This window comes from Massilia sp. BGA-UO-ETr-WB1 (assembly GCF_059567845.1).
Window position 1 is genome coordinate 342,832 of the sequence record NZ_JCAQOT010000024.1, and the last position, 16,891, is coordinate 359,722.

At 68.3% G+C, this 16,891-nt stretch carries 14 protein-coding genes; 4 read left to right on the top strand and 10 right to left on the bottom strand.

Annotated features, from left to right (window positions below; all coding sequences use genetic code 11):
- Nucleotides 1-7: 7 nt before the first annotated feature.
- The gene (rarD, locus tag AC56DV_RS14760) at nucleotides 8-910 is read right to left on the bottom strand and encodes an EamA family transporter RarD (protein ID WP_496315030.1); all 903 of its coding nucleotides are present in this window, start codon (nucleotides 908-910) and stop codon (nucleotides 8-10) included.
- 187 nt (nucleotides 911-1,097) lie between these two features.
- On the opposite strand from rarD, the gene AC56DV_RS14765 reads away from it, so the two are divergent.
- Nucleotides 1,098-2,975: a potassium transporter Kup gene (locus AC56DV_RS14765; protein WP_496315031.1), complete on the top strand. Its 1,878-nt coding sequence runs from the start codon at nucleotides 1,098-1,100 to the stop codon at nucleotides 2,973-2,975.
- A gap of 131 nt (nucleotides 2,976-3,106) precedes the next feature.
- The gene (locus AC56DV_RS14770; RefSeq protein WP_496315032.1) at nucleotides 3,107-3,910 is read left to right on the top strand and encodes an FKBP-type peptidyl-prolyl cis-trans isomerase; all 804 of its coding nucleotides are present in this window, start codon (nucleotides 3,107-3,109) and stop codon (nucleotides 3,908-3,910) included.
- A gap of 60 nt (nucleotides 3,911-3,970) precedes the next feature.
- On the opposite strand, the gene AC56DV_RS14775 is transcribed toward AC56DV_RS14770, so the two are convergent.
- From AC56DV_RS14775 to AC56DV_RS14795, 5 genes are all read right to left on the bottom strand, one after another.
- The gene (locus AC56DV_RS14775; RefSeq protein ID WP_496315033.1) at nucleotides 3,971-5,200 is read right to left on the bottom strand and encodes a DUF4382 domain-containing protein; all 1,230 of its coding nucleotides are present in this window, start codon (nucleotides 5,198-5,200) and stop codon (nucleotides 3,971-3,973) included.
- Nucleotides 5,201-5,332: 132 nt separating this feature from the next.
- Entirely contained in the window at nucleotides 5,333-7,732 is a 2,400-nt protein-coding gene (locus tag AC56DV_RS14780) for an ABC transporter permease (protein ID WP_496315034.1), read from the bottom strand.
- Between the two features lie 16 nt (nucleotides 7,733-7,748).
- Nucleotides 7,749-10,181, bottom strand: coding sequence for an ABC transporter permease (locus tag AC56DV_RS14785; RefSeq protein WP_496315035.1), 2,433 nt, complete (start codon nucleotides 10,179-10,181; stop codon nucleotides 7,749-7,751).
- Nucleotides 10,178-10,858: an ABC transporter ATP-binding protein gene (locus tag AC56DV_RS14790; protein ID WP_496315036.1), complete on the bottom strand. Its 681-nt coding sequence runs from the start codon at nucleotides 10,856-10,858 to the stop codon at nucleotides 10,178-10,180. The genes AC56DV_RS14785 and AC56DV_RS14790 overlap by 4 nt, the downstream gene beginning before the upstream one ends.
- Before the next feature lie 28 nt (nucleotides 10,859-10,886).
- Entirely contained in the window at nucleotides 10,887-12,170 is a 1,284-nt protein-coding gene (locus AC56DV_RS14795; protein ID WP_496315037.1) for an efflux RND transporter periplasmic adaptor subunit, read from the bottom strand.
- Between the two features lie 229 nt (nucleotides 12,171-12,399).
- On the opposite strand from AC56DV_RS14795, the gene AC56DV_RS14800 reads away from it, so the two are divergent.
- Entirely contained in the window at nucleotides 12,400-13,815 is a 1,416-nt protein-coding gene (locus AC56DV_RS14800; RefSeq protein ID WP_496315038.1) for a sigma-54-dependent transcriptional regulator, read from the top strand.
- Complete coding sequence (locus tag AC56DV_RS14805; RefSeq protein WP_496315039.1) at nucleotides 13,805-15,109, top strand: sensor histidine kinase; 1,305 nt, start codon at nucleotides 13,805-13,807, stop codon at nucleotides 15,107-15,109. The genes AC56DV_RS14800 and AC56DV_RS14805 overlap by 11 nt, the downstream gene beginning before the upstream one ends.
- Before the next feature lie 12 nt (nucleotides 15,110-15,121).
- On the opposite strand, the gene AC56DV_RS14810 is transcribed toward AC56DV_RS14805, so the two are convergent.
- From AC56DV_RS14810 to AC56DV_RS14825, 4 genes are all read right to left on the bottom strand, one after another.
- Complete coding sequence (locus AC56DV_RS14810; protein WP_496315633.1) at nucleotides 15,122-15,574, bottom strand: GNAT family N-acetyltransferase; 453 nt, start codon at nucleotides 15,572-15,574, stop codon at nucleotides 15,122-15,124.
- Between the two features lie 40 nt (nucleotides 15,575-15,614).
- On the bottom strand, nucleotides 15,615-15,926 hold the full coding sequence (locus AC56DV_RS14815) for a DUF4148 domain-containing protein (protein ID WP_496315040.1): 312 nt from the start codon (nucleotides 15,924-15,926) through the stop codon (nucleotides 15,615-15,617).
- A 75-nt stretch (nucleotides 15,927-16,001) separates the two neighbouring features.
- Nucleotides 16,002-16,313, bottom strand: coding sequence for a DUF4148 domain-containing protein (locus AC56DV_RS14820; protein ID WP_496315041.1), 312 nt, complete (start codon nucleotides 16,311-16,313; stop codon nucleotides 16,002-16,004).
- A 105-nt stretch (nucleotides 16,314-16,418) separates the two neighbouring features.
- A complete protein-coding gene (locus AC56DV_RS14825; protein ID WP_496315042.1) occupies nucleotides 16,419-16,844 on the bottom strand; it encodes an organic hydroperoxide resistance protein in 426 nt (141 codons plus the stop codon).
- Nucleotides 16,845-16,891: the final 47 nt, after the last annotated feature.

The window sequence follows — 16,891 nt, forward strand, 5'->3', positions numbered from 1 at the left end:
AACGGCGCTAGCCGGCGGTCTTGGCGCCGGCCGCCGCCGTGGCGCGCCGCGAGGCCCACAGCCCCTCGGCCATATAGATGCCCAGCGCGCTCCAGATCACGACGAAGCCGGCCAGCCGCTCCGGCGAGAACGCTTCGTGGAAGATCCACACCCCCAGCAGCATCTGCATGGTAGGCGACAGGTATTGCAGCATGCCCAGCACGCCCATCGGGATGCGGCGCGCGCCGGCGGCGAACATCAGCAGCGGGATGGCGGTGATCGGCCCGGCCGCCGCCAGCAGCCAGCGGGTGCTGTCGTGCGGCGCGTTGATGAAGGTGTTCTGGCCGTGCAGCGACAGCCAGATGACATAGGCGAGCGCCAGCGGGAACAGGATGATGGTCTCGAACGACAAGCCCTCCAGGGCCGCCAGCGCCGCCGTCTTGCGCAGCAGGCCGTAGCCGCCGAAGGTGATGCCCAGGATCAGCGCGATATACGGCGGCTGGCCGGCCTGCCAGGTCAGCCAGGCCACGCCGCAGGCGGCGATGCCGATGGCGATCCACTGCCCGCGCCGCATCTTCTCCTTCAGCACCAGCAGCCCCAGCAGTACATTGACCAGCGGGTTGATGAAATAGCCCAGGCTGGCGTCGATCACGTGGCCGTTGTTGACGGCCCAGATGTAGACGAACCAGTTCGCCGTCAGCAATACCGCGCTGGCGACAAAACTGGCCACCACGCGCGGCTTGCGCAGCACCTCCGGCAGCCAGCGCCACTGGCCGCGCGCGGTCAGCACCAGCGCCAGGAAGAGCAGCGACCACAGCATGCGGTGGGCCAGGATTTCGATCGGCGGCACCTCGCCCAGGGCGTGGAAATACAGCGGGAACAGGCCCCAGCAGAAAAACGCGAGCGTGGCGTACAGGATGCCTGTGTTCATGGTGTCGGTAGGGGGAGTCGAAGGTGAAACGGCGGCGGTCTGCCATTATCCGGGAAAACGCCGCATTCCGCTGGGGGCGGTAGAATGGACGGCCCAATCAGCGGAGCCCGGCCATGCCAGAATGCACTTGCAAATTGACCATAGTTGGCCTATTGTGCAACGCACCAGAACAAACTCAGGTGCAATCTTGACGTCGGAACATAAGAAAAGCAGCCTCGTCGCACTGACGCTAGCTGCCGTCGGCATCGTCTATGGCGATATCGGCACCAGTCCCCTGTATACCCTTAAAACCATCTTCGACCCCGCGCACGGCCTGGCGTTGACGCCGGCCAACCTGGTCGGCATCGTGTCCCTGATCTTCTGGGGCCTGACCGTGATCGTGTCGCTCAAATATGTCACGCTGGTGCTGCGCGCCGACAACCGCGGCGAAGGCGGCATCATGGCGCTGATGGCGCTGGCGCTCAATTCGGTCAGCCGCGCCTCGCGCTGGCATGTGCCGCTGATGCTGGTGGGCGTGTTCGGCGCCACCCTGTTCTATGGCGACAGCGTGATCACCCCCGCCATTTCGGTGCTGTCGGCCATCGAGGGCCTGGAAGTGGCCACTCCGGCCTTCAAGCCCTACGTGGTGCCGCTGACCATTATCGTGCTGGTGGCGCTGTACGCGGTGCAGTCGCACGGCACGGCCGGCATCGGCCGCTGGTTCGGCCCCATCATGCTGATCTGGTTCGGCGCGCTGGCCACCATGGGCGTGGTCAACATCGTGCAGGCGCCGGCCATCCTGGCCGCGCTCAATCCCTGGCACGCGCTGGTGTTCATGTACGAGAACCAGTTCATCGCTTTCGTGGCGCTGGGCGCGGTGGTGCTGGCCTTCACCGGCGCCGAGGCGCTGTATGCCGACATGGGCCACTTCGGCAAGGCGCCGATCCGCGTGGCCTGGTTCGCCATCGCCTTCCCGGCGCTGGCGCTGAACTACCTGGGCCAGGGCGGCCTGCTGCTGGTGCATCCGGAAGCCATCTCCAATCCCTTCTACCAGCAACTGGGCGCCTGGAGCGTCTACCCGCTGGTGGTCCTGTCGACCATGGCCACCGTGATCGCCTCGCAAGCCACCATTTCCGGCACCTTCTCGATGACCAAGCAGGCCATCGCCCTGGGCCTGCTGCCGCGCATGCGCGTGTGCCACACCTCGGAGAGCGAGATCGGCCAGATCTACATCCCGGCGGTCAACTGGCTGCAGCTGGCCGTGGTGCTGCTGGCGGTAGTCGGCTTCGGCTCGTCGGAAAACCTGGCCGCCGCCTACGGCATTGCCGTCACGGCCACGATGCTGTCGACCACCGTCCTGACCTTCTTCGTGATCCGCTACCGCTGGAAGCTGCCGCTGCTGCTGTGCTGGAGCGCCACCGGCTTCTTCCTGCTGATCGACATCATGCTGTTCTCGGCGTCTTCGCTGAAACTGCTGCATGGCGGCTGGTTCCCGCTGCTGCTGGGCAGCGTGCTGTTTACCGTGATGCTGACCTGGCGCGACGGCCGCGAACTGGTGTTCAAGAACCTGGAAAAGCACGCCATCCCGCTGGAAGCCTTCCTGTCCTCGCTGTTCATGGCGCCGCCGGTGCGCGTGTTCGGCACCGCCATCTTCCTGCGCGGCGAAAGCGACGGCGTGCCGCACGCGCTGCTGCACAACCTGTCGCACAACAAGGTGCTGCACGAGCGCGTGGTGTTCATCACCGTGCACATCGTGGAGGAGCCATGGGTGGCGCCCGAGGAGCAGGTCAAGATCGTCGACCTGGGCCACCAGTGCTACCAGGTCAACGTGCACTACGGCTTCAAGGACGAGCCGGACATCCCGAACGTGCTGACGCTGTGCGGCCGCCACGGACTGGAATTCGAGATGATGGAAACCTCCTTCTTCATCGCGCGCCAGACCGTCATTTCCACCCCGGGCGCCGGCATGGCGTCGTGGCGCGAGAGCCTGTTCGTGGCCATGTCGCGCAACGCGCGCGCGGCGGCGGATTATTACCAGATTCCACCCAACCGGGTGATTGAACTGGGCACGCAGGTGGAAATTTGAGACAGGGAATTTGTAACTGAATGTTCTGCCTGAAAAGGCGCCGTTGCAGTCTGATACACTTCTGCTCCGACGGCGTCCGGATGGAGTGCCAGCGCAGTGCAAGTTACATGTTCAACAATACAAAGGTAATCATGAAATCGATGTTCCAACTGATCGCGTCGCTCGCCTGCGTAGCGGCGCTGACCGCTTGCGGCTCGCCTGCCAGCACCACCAAGACCGAAGAGCTGCCGCCGCAGCCGGTCTATGCGAAAACCGAACTGGCCGCCGGCAGCGGCGAACAGGTGGTGGCCAACGATCTGGTGCAAGTGACGTATTCGACCTTCCTGTACGATTCGACCAAGCCGAACTCGCGCGGCGCCCAGGTGGACGGCTCGCCTTCGGCGGTGTACGCCATCGGCACCGGCCGCTGGCTGCCGGGCGCGGACCAGGGCGTGATCGGCATGCGCAAGGGCGGCACGGTGCAGCTGGTGCTGCCGTCCAACCTGGCTTACGGCGTGTACACCTACTCCAACCCGGCCTACACCGCCAAGGTGGCGGCCAACACCCCGGTGGTGATGGAAATCACGGTACTGGGCATCACCAAGCCGTCGCCGTCGGCCCAGGTCACCATCATCGACCAGACCATCGGCACCGGCGCCGAAGTGACCGCCACCAAGACGCTGAGCGTGCACTACACCGGCTGGATCTACGACAAGACCGCCGCCGACCAGCATGGCGCCAAATTCGACAGCTCGCGCGACAAGGGCGTGCCGTTCGAGTTCACGCTGAGCAGCAGCGTCATCGAAGGCTGGAAGCGCGGCGTGGTGGGCATGAAGGTGGGCGGCAAGCGCACCCTGATCATCCCGCCTGAACTGGGCTACGGCTTCACCGCCCAGACCAATATCCCGGCTGGCTCCACGCTGATCTTCGACATTGAACTGCTGAGCATGAAGTAAGCTTCATGCGCAACGAAAAAGGGCGGCCTTGATGGCCGCCCTTTTTTCATGGTGCGCCGCTCACGGCGTCAAGGTGAAGTTGACGCCGGCCTGGTTGGCCGCCGTAATGTCCACCGAAGCCACGCTCTTGCTCGCATAGCCGGCGGCCGTGGCCTCCACCTGGTATTTGCCCGCGCCCGGCTGCACCGTGGCGGCGCTGGCGAACACCAGCGGCAACGCGGCGCTGTAGGCGGCGTACTGCGGCGCGGCCAGCGGCAGGCCGGCCAGCGTGTAGGCGCCGCTGGCCAGGTCCGCGCCCTGGTATTTGATGGTCACCACCGGGCCGGCGGCAAAGGTCTGCTTGGCGGCGACGTATGCCGCCTCGGTGGCGCTGGCGGGAGCCAGCGTGACGGCGCCGCTGATGCTGCCGCCGGGCGAGGCCGGCAGCGCGATCGGGGCGGCCGCCTGGCTGACGGCCACCATGGCGCTGGTGCTGGTGACCGGCACCGCGCCCACCACGGCGGCGGCGCGGCCGTCGGCCGTCACCACCACCTCGTAGTTGCCAAGCGGCAGACGGGTGAGTGCGAATTCGCCGGTGGTGGCGTTCGGTACGGTGCTGCTGACGATGGCGCCGTTCTGCTGCGCGCTGACCATCACGCGGCTGCCCAGCAGGCTGGTGGCAACGTAGCCGCTGATGCCGTTCAGCGTGGTGGGAATCACCTTGACCACCGGTTTCAGCGCGTACTTGCCGTTGCCCCGGGTGACCACGGACTTGCAGGCGTCGAAGTCCAGCACCAGGTCCACGCGCTGGCCGGCGGCCACGTCGAACTCGTTGGTCAGCTTGATGCCGCTCTGTACCGCGCTGGGCGTCTCCAGCGAGACTTCGGCCGTGCCGCCGGACGGCACCACGGAGTTGGCCAGGCCGGCGCCGGTGTTCGGGTCCAGTACCAGGCGGATCTGCGTGTAGCGGCCGGCCGCCAGCGAGGTCTGGCCCAGTGCATCCAGCGTGCCGTTGGCCAGGTTCAGCAGGTTGATCTTGCGCGCCGGGGACAGCGTGATGTCGCTCCAGCCGCTGTCGGTGTCGCCCGCCGTGCTGCTCTGGTGCACGCGCACTTTGCTGACGGTGACGTTGACGGCGTCGAAGCCGCAGGCCGGGGCGTCGGTCAGCGACACGCCCAGCGTGCCGAGGGTGACCGGCGGCATGCTTGGACTGCCGCCGCCACCGCCGCCGCAGGCGGCCAGGGCGAGGCCCACTGCCCCGGCGGCAGCCAGGGTGCAAGGGGAAGAGTGGAAGCGGGCTGGCGTCTTCATGGTGGACCTCTCTTGGGGTGGCGGTCTTCGGCATAGGCAGCGACGAGTTCGCTACTCAGCCATTATCCTCCCACCGTAGAGCCCGCTATGTGCGCGGACGCACATAGCGGATTGCAGGCAATCATCCCCGCGCTAGCCCCGCAGCGCCAGCGCCGGCGATATGCGCAGCGCCGCCAGCGTGTGGCGGGCGGTGGCCAGCAGCGCCACCAGCGCGGCCAGGCCCAGCGCCGCCAGCAGCGGCCAGGCCCCCATCGGCGCATGCTCGACATACCCGGCCAGGTAGCGCTGGATGGCCAGCGCGGCCAGCGGCAGGCCCAGCACGGCGCCGGCCGCGATCAGCGCGGCGAACTCGCGCCCCACCAGGCGCGCGATGGCGGCTCGCCCGGCGCCGTGCAGCTTGCGCAGCACGATTTCCTTGCGGCTGCGCTGCACGCTGTAGGCCGACAGCACGTAGATGCCACACGCCGCCAGCGCCACCGCGATCAGGCTGGACGAGGCCAGCATGCGCGCCAGCCGCACGTCGTCCGCATAGGCCAGCCCGAACAGGCTGCCGGCGGTCTGCAGCTCCAGCACGCCGTCCGGGAAGTACTGCTTGAACAGCGGCGCGATGTTGGCGTGCGCCGCCGCCAGGCTGTCGCTGGTGCGCACCGCCAGCACCTGGGAAGGCGCCAGGCGGTACACCATCGGCTGCACCAGCTGCTTGAGGCTCTGGTAACGCACTTCCGGCGCGATGCCGATGATGTGCACGGTGCGGTCGCCATTGGTCAGGAACTGGCCGACCGCCGCCTCCGGCGTGGCAAAGCCCAGCGCCAGTGCCGCCGCCGCGTTGATCACGCGCGCCTGCGCGTTGCCGTCGTCGCGGGCCGGATCGAACAGGCGGCCGTGCAGTGGCTTCAGACCATAGACCTGGAAGAATTCCGGGCTGACGGTGCGGTACTCCATGCTCACCATGTCGCCGGAGCGGCCAGGCAGGGTTGCCACGATCTTGTTGCCATCGCGCCCTGGCGCCTCCGACATGGCGGCCACGCCCTGCACGTTCGGCATGCGCGCCAGCGCCTGCATGAAGCCGTCCGCCGCCGGCTTGCCGGTTTCCTGCGGCAGGTCCAGCACCAGCATGCCGGCCGGGTTGAAGCCGCGGTCGGCCTTGCTGGCGTAGTCGGCCTGCCAGGCAATGGCCAGCGTGGCGCCGCTGAGCGCCATGGCAGTGGCGAACTGCAGCACCGTCAGCACGCGGCGCAGCCACAGGCCGCCGGCCGTTTCATGGTCGCCGCGTCCGGCCAGCGCCGCCGCCGGGCGCACCCGCATGGCCAGCAGCGCCGGGTAGAGGCCCGCGCACAAGCCGGCCAGCAGGCCGCCCAGCAAGGCCAGCGCGCAACTGGCGGGTGAGAACAGGCTGTCCAGCTGGCGCGCCACCAGGCCGCTGAACATGGGCAGGCACAGCCAGGCCAGCCCCAGTCCCAGCACGGTGGCCAGCAGCGCCACCACCGACGACTCGGTGAGGAATTGCGCCGCCAGGCGCGCGTGGCTGGCGCCCAGCAGCTTGCGCATGCCGATTTCGCGCTGGCGGCGCAGGGTGCGCACGGTGGCCAGGTTGACGTAGTTGCTGGCCGCCAGCAGCAGGATCAGCAGGGCGATGCCGGCCAGCGCGAACACGCTGCCGCGCTGGCCGTAGTCGCCGCCGCTGCGGCCGGCGGCCAGGCCTTCGTCGAAATACACCTGCGGCATGGCCACCATGGCCACGTCGGTCACGTTGCGGCCGTCCAGCTTCTTGCCCATCGGGCCGGTGCGCCAGGTGGTGTCGAGCGGGCTGGCGTTGACGGCGTCCTGCAGCTGGCGCTGCAATTGCGCCGGGTCCGCGCCCGGCTTGAGCTTCAGGTAAATGCCGCCGCGCCGCTGGAAGTTGGTGGCGTGGTCGCCGCGCTCCTTCTCGGACCATGCGCTGCTGGCGCTGCCGATCAGCGCCTCGTAGCGCAAGGTGGAATTCGCCGGCGGGTCGGGCAGCACCGCCCGCACCTGCAGCGTTTCGCGCCGCAAGCGCAGGTGCTGGCCCAGCGCCTGGCCGGACCCGAAGATGGCGCGCGCCTTGCTGGCGGTCAGCGCGATGCCGTCCGGCAGGGACAGCGCCGCCTGCAGATCGCCCTCCAGCGCGCGCAGGCCGAACATCGCCTCGAAGGCCGGATCGACGATGCGCAGGTCCGTTGCGTGGCGCTGGGCGCCTAGCCACAGCGGCAGCTCCAGCTGCTTGGCAATGCTGGACGCTTCCACCATGCCGCTGGCGGCTGCGGCGGATTGCAGCGGCAGGGCGGCGAACTCGGCCCAGTCCGGGCGCGGGAAGACGTTGATGCGCTGCTTCACCGAGTACACGCGCTGCGCGTCGGGCACGTGGCTGTTGTAGCTCAGGCAGTAGTGCACGAAGCCGAGCAGCAGGAAGCAGGCCGCGAAGCCGATGGCCAGCCCGAGGATGGAGACGGCGGAATAGGCGCGTTCCTGCAGCAGCAGGCGCCAGCCAATGCGGAAGTCTTGTAGTTGCATGTTTGTTCCTTCGGCTTTAAGTACGCAGGGCCAGCGCCGGCGACATGCGCAGGGCGGCCAGCGTGTGGCGGATGGTGGCGCCCAGCGCGACCGCCAGCACCGCGCCGAGCGCCGCCAGCAGCGTCCAGGCGCCGATGGGCGCCTGCTCGGCGAACTCGGACAGGTAGCGCTGGATCGCCAGCGCGGCCAGCGGCAGGCCGAGCAAGGCAGCGCAGCCCGCCATCCAGGCGAACTCCCTGCCCAGCAGGCGCGCCACGGCGCCGCGCGGCGCGCCGTACAGCTTGCGCAGCACGATCTCGCGCGCCCGCCGCTGCACGTTGTAGGCCGCCAGCACATAGATGCCGAAGGCCGACAGCAGCAAGGCCATGGCGCTGCCCGCCGCCAGCATGGCCGCCAGGCGCGCGTCGTCGTCGTAGTTGTCGGCGAAATAGCTGGCGGCGCGATGCATGTCCGGGATCGCGTCCGGGAAGTACTGCCGCCACAGCGCATCCGCCGCGCCTTCCAGCTCGGCCATGTCGCCCTGGTAGCGCACCGTCAGCACGGAGGCGTTGCGGTTGTTCATGTACAGCACCGGGGCCGGCGTTTCGCGCAGCGACTGGTAGCGCAGGTCCGGCACCACGCCGATCACCACCGGCTGGATATCGCCCTTGCGGCCTTTCAGCGTGACGGTTTGGCCCACGGCCGCCTGCGGCGATGCGAAGCCCAGTGCCTTGGCGGCGGCCGCATTCAGCACCACGGCCTTGTCGTTGCTTTCCTGCTCGCGCTGCGGATCGAAGCCGCGTCCGGCCAGCGGCGCCACGCCGTACACCTGGAAGAAGGTGGGCGATACCGCGCGCTGCTGCAGGGTGGCGGAGACGCCGGCGGCGGTGCGAACCGGGTTGTTCAGGCCCAGGTAGTAGCGCCCCGCCGGCACCGGCGAGTAGGTAACGCCCTGCACGCCGGGCACCCTGAGCAGGGCCTCTTGCAGCTGGCGCGGCGCGTCGCCTTCCCACATCAGCGAGGGCAGCTCCAGCACCAGCAGCGGGCGCGGGTCGAAGCCCGGGTTGGCGTTGCTGGCGAAGCGCGTCTGCCATGCTACCGCCAGCGTGGTGGCCACCAAGCCCATGGCGCAGGTCATCTGGAAGACGGTGACGGCGCGCCGCATCCAGGTGGCGCCATGGGTTTCCTGCCCGCCGCGCGCGGCCAATGCCTGGGCCGGCCGCACGCGCAGCGCCAGCCAGGCGGGATGCAGGCCAGCCAGCACGCCGGTGGCCAGGCCTACGGCCAGCGCCGCCAGCGCCGCGCCCGGTCCCATTACAGTAGCCAGCGGCCGGTTCAGCAGCTGTGCGCAGCCGGGCAGCAGCAGCCAGGCCAGCAGCAGGCCCATGGCCGCCGCCAGCATGCTGGCCAACAGCGATTCGGCCATCAGCATGGCTGCCACCCGCGCATGGCTGGCGCCCAGCACCTTGCGCATGGCGATTTCGGCGCGCCGCCGTATCACGCGCACGGTGGCCAGGTTGACGTAGTTGATGGCGGCCAGCAGCAGCACCAGCGCGCCGACGGCGGCCACGCCCAGCACCAGCTTGGCGTCACCGTGGCGGGCGCTGCCGCTGCCTGCCAGGTCGGGGTCGAAGTACCAGCCGCGCAGCGAGACCAGGCCGATGTCGGATGGCGCGCGCCCTTTCAGTCGCTGCAGCATGTCCGGCGCCAGCGAGGCGGCGAACGGCGAGCGGTCGGACGCGTCCTGCATTTCGCGCTGCAAGGCCTGCGGCGTGGCGCCCGGCGCCAGGCGTACATACAGCCGCGACATGATGCCGCCCCAGTTGGACGGCTTGTGCTTGTCCAGGCGCTTGTGCATGGCCTCGGGCAGCAGCTGGCTGGCGGTGCCCATCAGCGCCGCGTAGGGCAGGGTGGTGGCGGCAGGCGGATCGGGCACAATCGCGGCCACCTTGTACTGCAGGTTCTCGATGGCCAGCGTCCTGCCCGCCACGCCGCGTGCGGCGCCCAGCAGCTGGCGCGCCTTGCTCTCGGTGAGGGCAAGGCTGTCCGGCCGCTGCAGCGCGGCATCCAGGTCGCCTTCCAGCGCTCGCAGGCCGAGCACTTTCGGCATGGCGGGGCTCACCAGCAGGAAGTCCAGGTTGGCCAGCATGCCGTCCTGGCGCAGGGTGGCCGAGCCGGTCAGCGCCACGGCCGCCGCCTCCACCTGCGGGCTGCCTTCGGCCACGGCCAGCAGGTTGATCGGCGTGTTTTCGAACCAGCCGCCGCGCTCCAGGATGTTGAGGCGGTTCTTAGCAACGTACACGCGCTCGGCCTGCGGCACGTGGCTGTCGTAGCTGAAGCTGAACTGTACGTAGGCCATCAGCAGGAAACAGGCCGCGAAGCCCAGCGCCAGGCCGAGGATGGTCACCGCCGAATAGCCGCGCTCCTGCAGCAGCAGGCGCCAGCCGATGCGGAAGTCGGACGCCTTCATGCTGCGCGCAGCGCGTCGACCATGATGCGGCCGTCCAGCAGGTTCAGCGTGCGAGAAGCCTGCGCGGCGTGCGACGGCGAGTGCGTCACCATCACCACCGTGGTGCCCTCGGCGTTGATGCTGCGCAGCAGCCGCATCACCTCGTCGCCGTGCGCCGTGTCCAGGTTGCCGGTCGGTTCATCGGCCAGCAGCAGGGCCGGACCGGACACCAGCGCGCGCGCGATCGCCACGCGCTGCTGCTGGCCGCCGGACAGCTGCGACGGGCGGTGCCCGGCGCGGTGCAGCACGCCCAGCTTGTTCAGCATGGCCGTCACCCTGGCCTTGCGCTCGGCCTTGGCCATGCCGGTGTACTCCAGCGCCAGTTCCACGTTCTCGAACACGCTCAGCTCTTCGATCAGGTTGAAGCTCTGGAAGATGAAGCCGATGCGGCCGCGCCGCAGTTCGTTCAACCTGCCTTCGCTCCATCCCGCCACGTTCTGCCCCTCGAACCAGTACTCGCCGCTGCTGGGCACATCCAGCAAGCCGAGAAGGCTGAGCAAGGTGGACTTGCCGCAGCCGGAGGGGCCGGTGATGGCCACGTACTCGCCGGCGTCGATCTGCAGGTCGATGCGGTCCAGCGCGGTGGTCTGGACTTCGCCCGCAAGGTGGGTTTTGGTGACGCCTGAAAGCTTGAGCATAGTGGTTCCTTTTTCGTTGGTGATGAGCTTACTTGGAAATCTGCAGCCTGGGTGAATCGCCATAGGCCGTATAGCCGGACACGATGACGCGTTCGCCCACGGCCAGGCCGGACAGCACTTCGAGCTGGCCGTTGTTGCGGCGGCCGCTGCGGATGGCGCGCCGTTCGGCCACGCCGCCGTCCTGCGTCACGACGAAGACCCAGGTGCCGCCGCTGTCGTTGAGGAAAGCGCCGTTCGGCAGCAGCAGCGCGGGCGCCGGCTCGCCCAGCGTGATGGTGGCGTCCACGCTCTGGCCGGGGCTGAGGGCTTCCGGCTGCGCGGCGTTGAAGGTCAGCTCCACGGTGAAGCGGCCCTCCTTGATCTGCGGGTAGATGGTGGACACGTCCACCGCGTAGCTGCGGCCGTCCATCTGCACGCTGCCGTGGCGCCCCACGGCCACGCGCTTCAGGTAGTACTCGTCCACCTCGGCCGACAGCTTGAAGCGCGCCGGATCGTCGATGCGGCCCACGTGCTTGCCGGTGGCGATGGACTCGCCCACCTGCAGGCGGAAATCGGTCAGCCTGCCGGCGCTGGGGGCGCGCACCGCCAGCGCCTCCACCGTGGCGCTTACCAGCTTCAGGCCGGACTGCAAGCCGTCCAGCGCCTTGTCCAGTTGCGCCAGCGCGGTGCCGCGCACGCGCCGGTCGGTGTCGTCGCTGGCCTGCGCCTGCGCCAGCACGCGCCACTGCTGCGCCAGGCGGTCGGCCGACTCCTCCAGCGCCACCGGGGACAGGAAGCCTTGTGCCGCCAGCTTTTCTTCGCGCGCATGGCGTTTTTGCGCCTGCTCCATGGCGAAATTGAGATCGTCCAGGCGGCGCTGGTGGTCGCTGCGGCTGGCCTCCTGCGCCACGCGCAGATTGGACAGGTTGGAAATCTGCTGCGCATGTTCCGCCTGGCGCGCCAGCAGCTCCAGGTTGCGCTGCGGGTTGGAGATGCGGAACAGCAGCTGGCCCTGTTTCACCAGGTCGCCGTCGCGCGCATACACTTCCTCGATGCGGCCGGACTCCACCGAATCGAGCATCACCGACTGCAGTGGCTGCGCGGTGGCCCGCACCACGATATCGTCGCGGAACACGCCGCGCTCCACGGCGGCGATGCGCAACTCGCCCGCCGTCACCTGCAGGCCGCGCGGCATCCAGTGCCACAGCGCGAAGGCCAGGCAGGCCACGGCTACCGTGCCTGCGGCGGCAAGCGCAATCGTCTTGCCGCGCCGCCTGGGCACGATGGTGTCCATGGCGGCGCCGGTGACGAGTTTGGGCTGGGAAGTGTTCATTTTTTTTCGCAAGCGGATGACGATGGACTCTCCATCTGCAAGGCCTGTGCCAGCTGCCGGAAATGGCGGATTCGCCCCGTTTCGCGGCGCACGCGGGCGGCTCTTGTCCGCATGCGGACAGTGCCGGGTGTCCGGAAACGGACAGTCCACTCCGAGCGCCGGAGAACACGCTGAAATTGCGCGGAAAGCCTTGCTCCGCAAGGCGATCCAGGCTGCTAGAATGCGCCACATGGCCGACACCACAGCACACATCCTGATACTCGACGACGACACCGACGTGGCCTGTGCCGCGCAGATGCTGCTGCGGCGCCGCTACGGCACGGTCGCCACCCTGAACGATTCGGCGCAGCTGCCCGCTTTCCTCGCGCGCGGCGTGCCCGACGTGGTCCTGCTCGACTTCAACTTCACCCCCGGCCGCATCGACGGCGCCGAAGGCCTGGCCTTGCTGGACACGCTGCGCGCGCAACGCTGCGCCGTGATCGCGCTCACCGCCTACGCCGACGTGCCGCTGGCGGTGGAAGCGTTGAAGCGCGGCGCCTGCGACTTCATCACCAAGCCATGGGACAACGCGCGCCTGGTGGCGGCGGTCGATGCCGCGCTGGCGCGCCGCGCCGCCGAGGCGCCCGCACGGCCGCTGGCCGGCAACGCCGCCGCCGCTACCACCGCCGCCGACGCCACCGCCGCCCTGATGGGCGACTCGCCCGCCATGCACAGCGTGAAGGCGATGATCGCCAGCGTCGGCCCCACCGGCGCCAACGTGATGGTGCTGGGCGAAAACGGCGTCGGCAAAGAGCTGGTGGCGCGCGCCATCCACCTGTCCTCGCAGCGCGCCGCCGGCACTTTTCTCGCGGTGGACATGGGCGCCTTGCCCGAATCCACCTTTGAAAGCGAATTGTTCGGCCACCGCAAAGGTTCCTTCACCGACGCCAAGGCCGACCGCGCCGGGCGCTTCCAGGCCGCGCGCGGCGGCTCGCTGTTCCTCGACGAAATCGGCAACATGCCGCTGGCCGCGCAGGCCAAGCTGCTGACGGTGCTGGAGCGCCGCGAAGTGACCCCGATCGGCGCCGACAAGCCCGAAGCCATCGACGTGCGCATCATCAGCGCCACCAACCTGGACGAAGTGCGGCTGTTCGATCCGGCCGAATTCCGGCCCGACCTGCTGTTCCGGCTCAATACCATCGTCATCCGCGTGCCGCCGCTGCGCGAACGGCGCGAAGACATCCCCGGCCTGCTGCGCCATTACCTGGATGCCTACGAGCGCCAGTACCAGCGCCCGGCGCGCGCGCTGTCGGCCGCTGCACAGGCCTGGCTGGCTGCGCACCCCTGGCCCGGCAATGTGCGCGCGCTGCGCCACGCCTGCGAACGCGCCGTCATCCTTGGCCGCGACAGCGAATACCTGGCCGACGACTTCGGCCTCACAGGCCCGGCCTCCGTTAGCGCGTCCGCCAACGCTGCCGCCAACGCCCCCATCCGCCTCGACGCCGCGCCGTCCGCAGCGGGCGACGACCTCACCCTGAGCGCCCTTGAGCGCGACGCCATCGCCGCGGCGCTGGCCGCCGCCAACGGCAACATCAGCCACACCGCCCGCATGCTGGGCGTCAGCCGCGCCGCGCTCTACCGCAAGCTGGGCAAGCATGGCATCTGAGCGGCCGCGCAAGTTCGCCGGCTGGGCCGCCGCCTACGGCAGTGCCGCCGCGCTGATGGCGCTGAGCTACGCCGCCGCCGCCTATGCCGGCTCGCCGCGCATGCAAGTGCTGTGCGGGCTCGCCGCCATCGTGCCCGCCTGCCTGCTCCACCGCCGCCTGCGCGCCGCCCCGGTCGCGCCAGGCGTTGTTCCCGCGTTCGCGCCCGCATTGGCACTGGCTACGGCCAACACCGCGACCACGGCCATGGCCACGGATGGCGCGTGGGGACTCACGCCGGACCGGCGCGCGCTGCTCGATGCCGCGCAGGCGCTGGAGGCGCGCCTTGAGCATGCGCCGATCGCGCTGTTCGCCATCGCCCACCTGAGCGGACCGGGTGCGCTGACGCCGCTGAACGCCAGCGCGCGCCGCCTGCTCGCCCCCGGGCGCGCCAGCGATCCGGCGCAACTGGCGCAGTTGCTGGCGGCGCAAACGGCCGAGCGGCGCGAACTGGTGAGCTTTGAATCGGAACGCGGCATTGAGCGCGCGCTGGCCACCGTCACTGCGCTGACATTGCAAGGCGCCGGCCAGCGCCTGGCTGCGATGATGCCGGTCGAGAGCGAGCTGGAAGCGGAAGCGATGAACGCCTGGCGCCAGCTGGTGCAGGTGCTCACGCACGAGATCATGAATTCGCTCACGCCGGTGGCGTCGCTGTCGCGCACCGCCTGCGACCTGCTGGACGAAGCCAAGGCCGACCTGGCGCCGGACGTGAGCGGCGACCTGGGCACGGCGCTGGACGCCATCGCGCGCCGCGCCGCCAGCCTGGTGGAATTCGTGGCCAGCTACCGCAGCCTGTCCAGCGTGCCGCAAGCGCAGCCCGAGCGCGTGCACCTGGGCGAACTGTTCGCGCGCCTGTCCATGCTGATGGCGCCGCAGTGGCTGGCGCGCGGCGGCAGCGCCGGCTTTTCGGTGGAGCCGGCCTCGCTGGACGTGATGGTGGACCCCGGCCAGCTGGAGCAGGCCCTGATCAATTTGCTGAAGAACGCCGCCGAAGCCACCGCCGCCACGCCGCAGCCGCAAGTGCAGGTGAGCGCGCGATTGAGCAGGGGAGGGCGGCTGCGCATCGAGGTGGCCGACAACGGCCCCGGCGTGCCGCAGGAGCTGGCCGCGCAAGTGTTCACGCCGTTTTTCTCGACCAAGAAGCAGGGGCGCGGCATCGGCCTGGCCATGGTGCGCCACCTGGTGCACGCCAACGGCGGCATGGTGCGCTACGCCAAACCGGTGGGCGCCGGCGCGCGCTTCGTCATCACGTTTTGAGGCGGCGCTTTTTTAACGCAGCATGTCGATGTGCATGATGCCGTCTTCGTCATACGGTTCGCTGGCGCGCGCGAAGCCGAAGCTGCCGTAGAATTTTTCGAGGTAAAGCTGGGCGCCGATGCGGAAGCGGTGGCCTGGGTGCAGCGCTTCTGCGCGGCGGATGCCTTCTTCCAGCAACTTGCGGCCAATGCCGCTGCCGCGCGCGGACGATGCCGTCAAAACGCGGCCCAAAGACATTTCAGGGAATTTCACACCGGGAGCGATGCAGCGCAGGTAGGCTGCCAGCTGGCGTTTGCCGTCAACGATGTGCCAAGCCATCAGGTGATGCGCCGCCTGGTCGTATCCGTCGATATCGGGATACAGGCATTTCTGTTCCAGCACGAAGACCTCTTGCCGCTGGCGCAGCACTTCATACAGGTCTTCGCGCGGAATCTGTTCAAACTCAAGCCATTGCCACTCGATCATGGTTGCCTCTGCGGGAAAGAAGCAACCATTGTAAGGGGCTTTACTCATAGCGTGGCAGGGTGCCGGCCTGGATTGCCTGGGCCAGTTCGGCGCGCACTTCCTGGCGGGTTTTGCCTGGCGCCTTGGAAGGGGCGGTCACGCTGGCCGGATAGGCTTCGCCGTTCAGGATCAGGCCGTCGCGCAGGGCGGCGATGGTTTCGGCTTTCACTTCGGCGCGGGTACGGGTCGAGACCGACGACACCGCGCTGGTGTAGCCCTGGTAGCCTTCGCCGCTGTTGACGGGTTCGGCTGCATAGGCGCTCGAGGTCAGGGCGATGACGACGGCGGCGGCGGACAGGATGGATGCTTTCATGGTATTTCTCCTAAATTAAGTTGTGTTCGATTAGATCGCTAACTACTTATTTGCTGCTGCTTTGCAGCGATGGTCTTACTCGTAGCGCGGCAGGGTGCCGGTTTGGATGGCCAGGGCCAGTTCCGCACGCACTTCCTGGCGGGTTTTGCCTGGTTCCTTGGCAGGGCCGGTGATGTTGCCAGGGTAGGCTTCACCGTTCAGGATCAGGCCGTCGCGCAGGGCGGCGATGGTTTCGGCTTTCACTTCGGCGCGGGTGCGGGTCGAAACCGACGACACGGCGCTGGTGTAGCCCTGGTAGCCTTCACCGCTGTTGACGGGTTCGGCGGCGTAGGCGCTGGCGCTCAGGGTCAGGATGGCGGCGGCGGCGGACAGGATGGATGCTTTCATGATATTTCTCCTAAGTTTAAATTGGTGTCTATTAGATCGTGCACTACTTATTTCATGGACCTTCAGGCTGCTGCCACCGCCTTGGCGGTAGCAGCAAGGCTTGCTTTATACGATGGTCAGCGTGACGTCGATGTTGCCGCGGGTGGCGTTCGAGTACGGGCAGACGATGTGCGCTGCGGCGACCAGTTTTTCAGCGGTTGCGCGGTCCAGGCCCGGCAGCGAGATTTTCAGTTCCGCTTCGATGCCGAAGCCGGTCTCGATGGCGCCGATACCTACGGTGGCTTCCACCGACACGTCCGCCGGCACGGCGATCTTGTCGCGGCCGCCGACGAATTTCATGGCGCCGATGAAGCAAGCCGAGTAGCCGGCGGCGAACAGCTGTTCAGGATTGGTGCCGACTGCGCCTGCGCCGCCCAGTTCTTTCGGGGTGGTCAGTTTGACGTCCAGAACGCCGTCGGAGGAGACAGCACGGCCTTCGCGGCCACCGGTTGCTTTGGAAGTTGCGCGGTACAGAACTTGTTTGATCGACATGATGTTTCCTTTGCTGTGGGTTAAGTTAGATTGCTATCTATTAAATC

Coding starts and splice junctions, on each gene's coding strand:
- AC56DV_RS14795 (WP_496315037.1), bottom strand. CDS start 12,170: ATGAACACTTCCCAGCCCAAACTCGTCACCGGCGCCGCCATGGACACC.
- AC56DV_RS14790 (WP_496315036.1), bottom strand. CDS start 10,858: ATGCTCAAGCTTTCAGGCGTCACCAAAACCCACCTTGCGGGCGAAGTC.
- AC56DV_RS14780 (WP_496315034.1), bottom strand. CDS start 7,732: ATGCAACTACAAGACTTCCGCATTGGCTGGCGCCTGCTGCTGCAGGAA.
- AC56DV_RS14785 (WP_496315035.1), bottom strand. CDS start 10,181: ATGAAGGCGTCCGACTTCCGCATCGGCTGGCGCCTGCTGCTGCAGGAG.
- AC56DV_RS14805 (WP_496315039.1), top strand. CDS start 13,805: ATGGCATCTGAGCGGCCGCGCAAGTTCGCCGGCTGGGCCGCCGCCTAC.
- AC56DV_RS14820 (WP_496315041.1), bottom strand. CDS start 16,313: ATGAAAGCATCCATCCTGTCCGCCGCCGCCGCCATCCTGACCCTGAGC.
- AC56DV_RS14825 (WP_496315042.1), bottom strand. CDS start 16,844: ATGTCGATCAAACAAGTTCTGTACCGCGCAACTTCCAAAGCAACCGGT.
- rarD (WP_496315030.1), bottom strand. CDS start 910: ATGAACACAGGCATCCTGTACGCCACGCTCGCGTTTTTCTGCTGGGGC.
- AC56DV_RS14800 (WP_496315038.1), top strand. CDS start 12,400: ATGGCCGACACCACAGCACACATCCTGATACTCGACGACGACACCGAC.
- AC56DV_RS14770 (WP_496315032.1), top strand. CDS start 3,107: ATGAAATCGATGTTCCAACTGATCGCGTCGCTCGCCTGCGTAGCGGCG.
- AC56DV_RS14815 (WP_496315040.1), bottom strand. CDS start 15,926: ATGAAAGCATCCATCCTGTCCGCCGCCGCCGTCGTCATCGCCCTGACC.
- AC56DV_RS14775 (WP_496315033.1), bottom strand. CDS start 5,200: ATGAAGACGCCAGCCCGCTTCCACTCTTCCCCTTGCACCCTGGCTGCC.
- AC56DV_RS14810 (WP_496315633.1), bottom strand. CDS start 15,574: ATGATCGAGTGGCAATGGCTTGAGTTTGAACAGATTCCGCGCGAAGAC.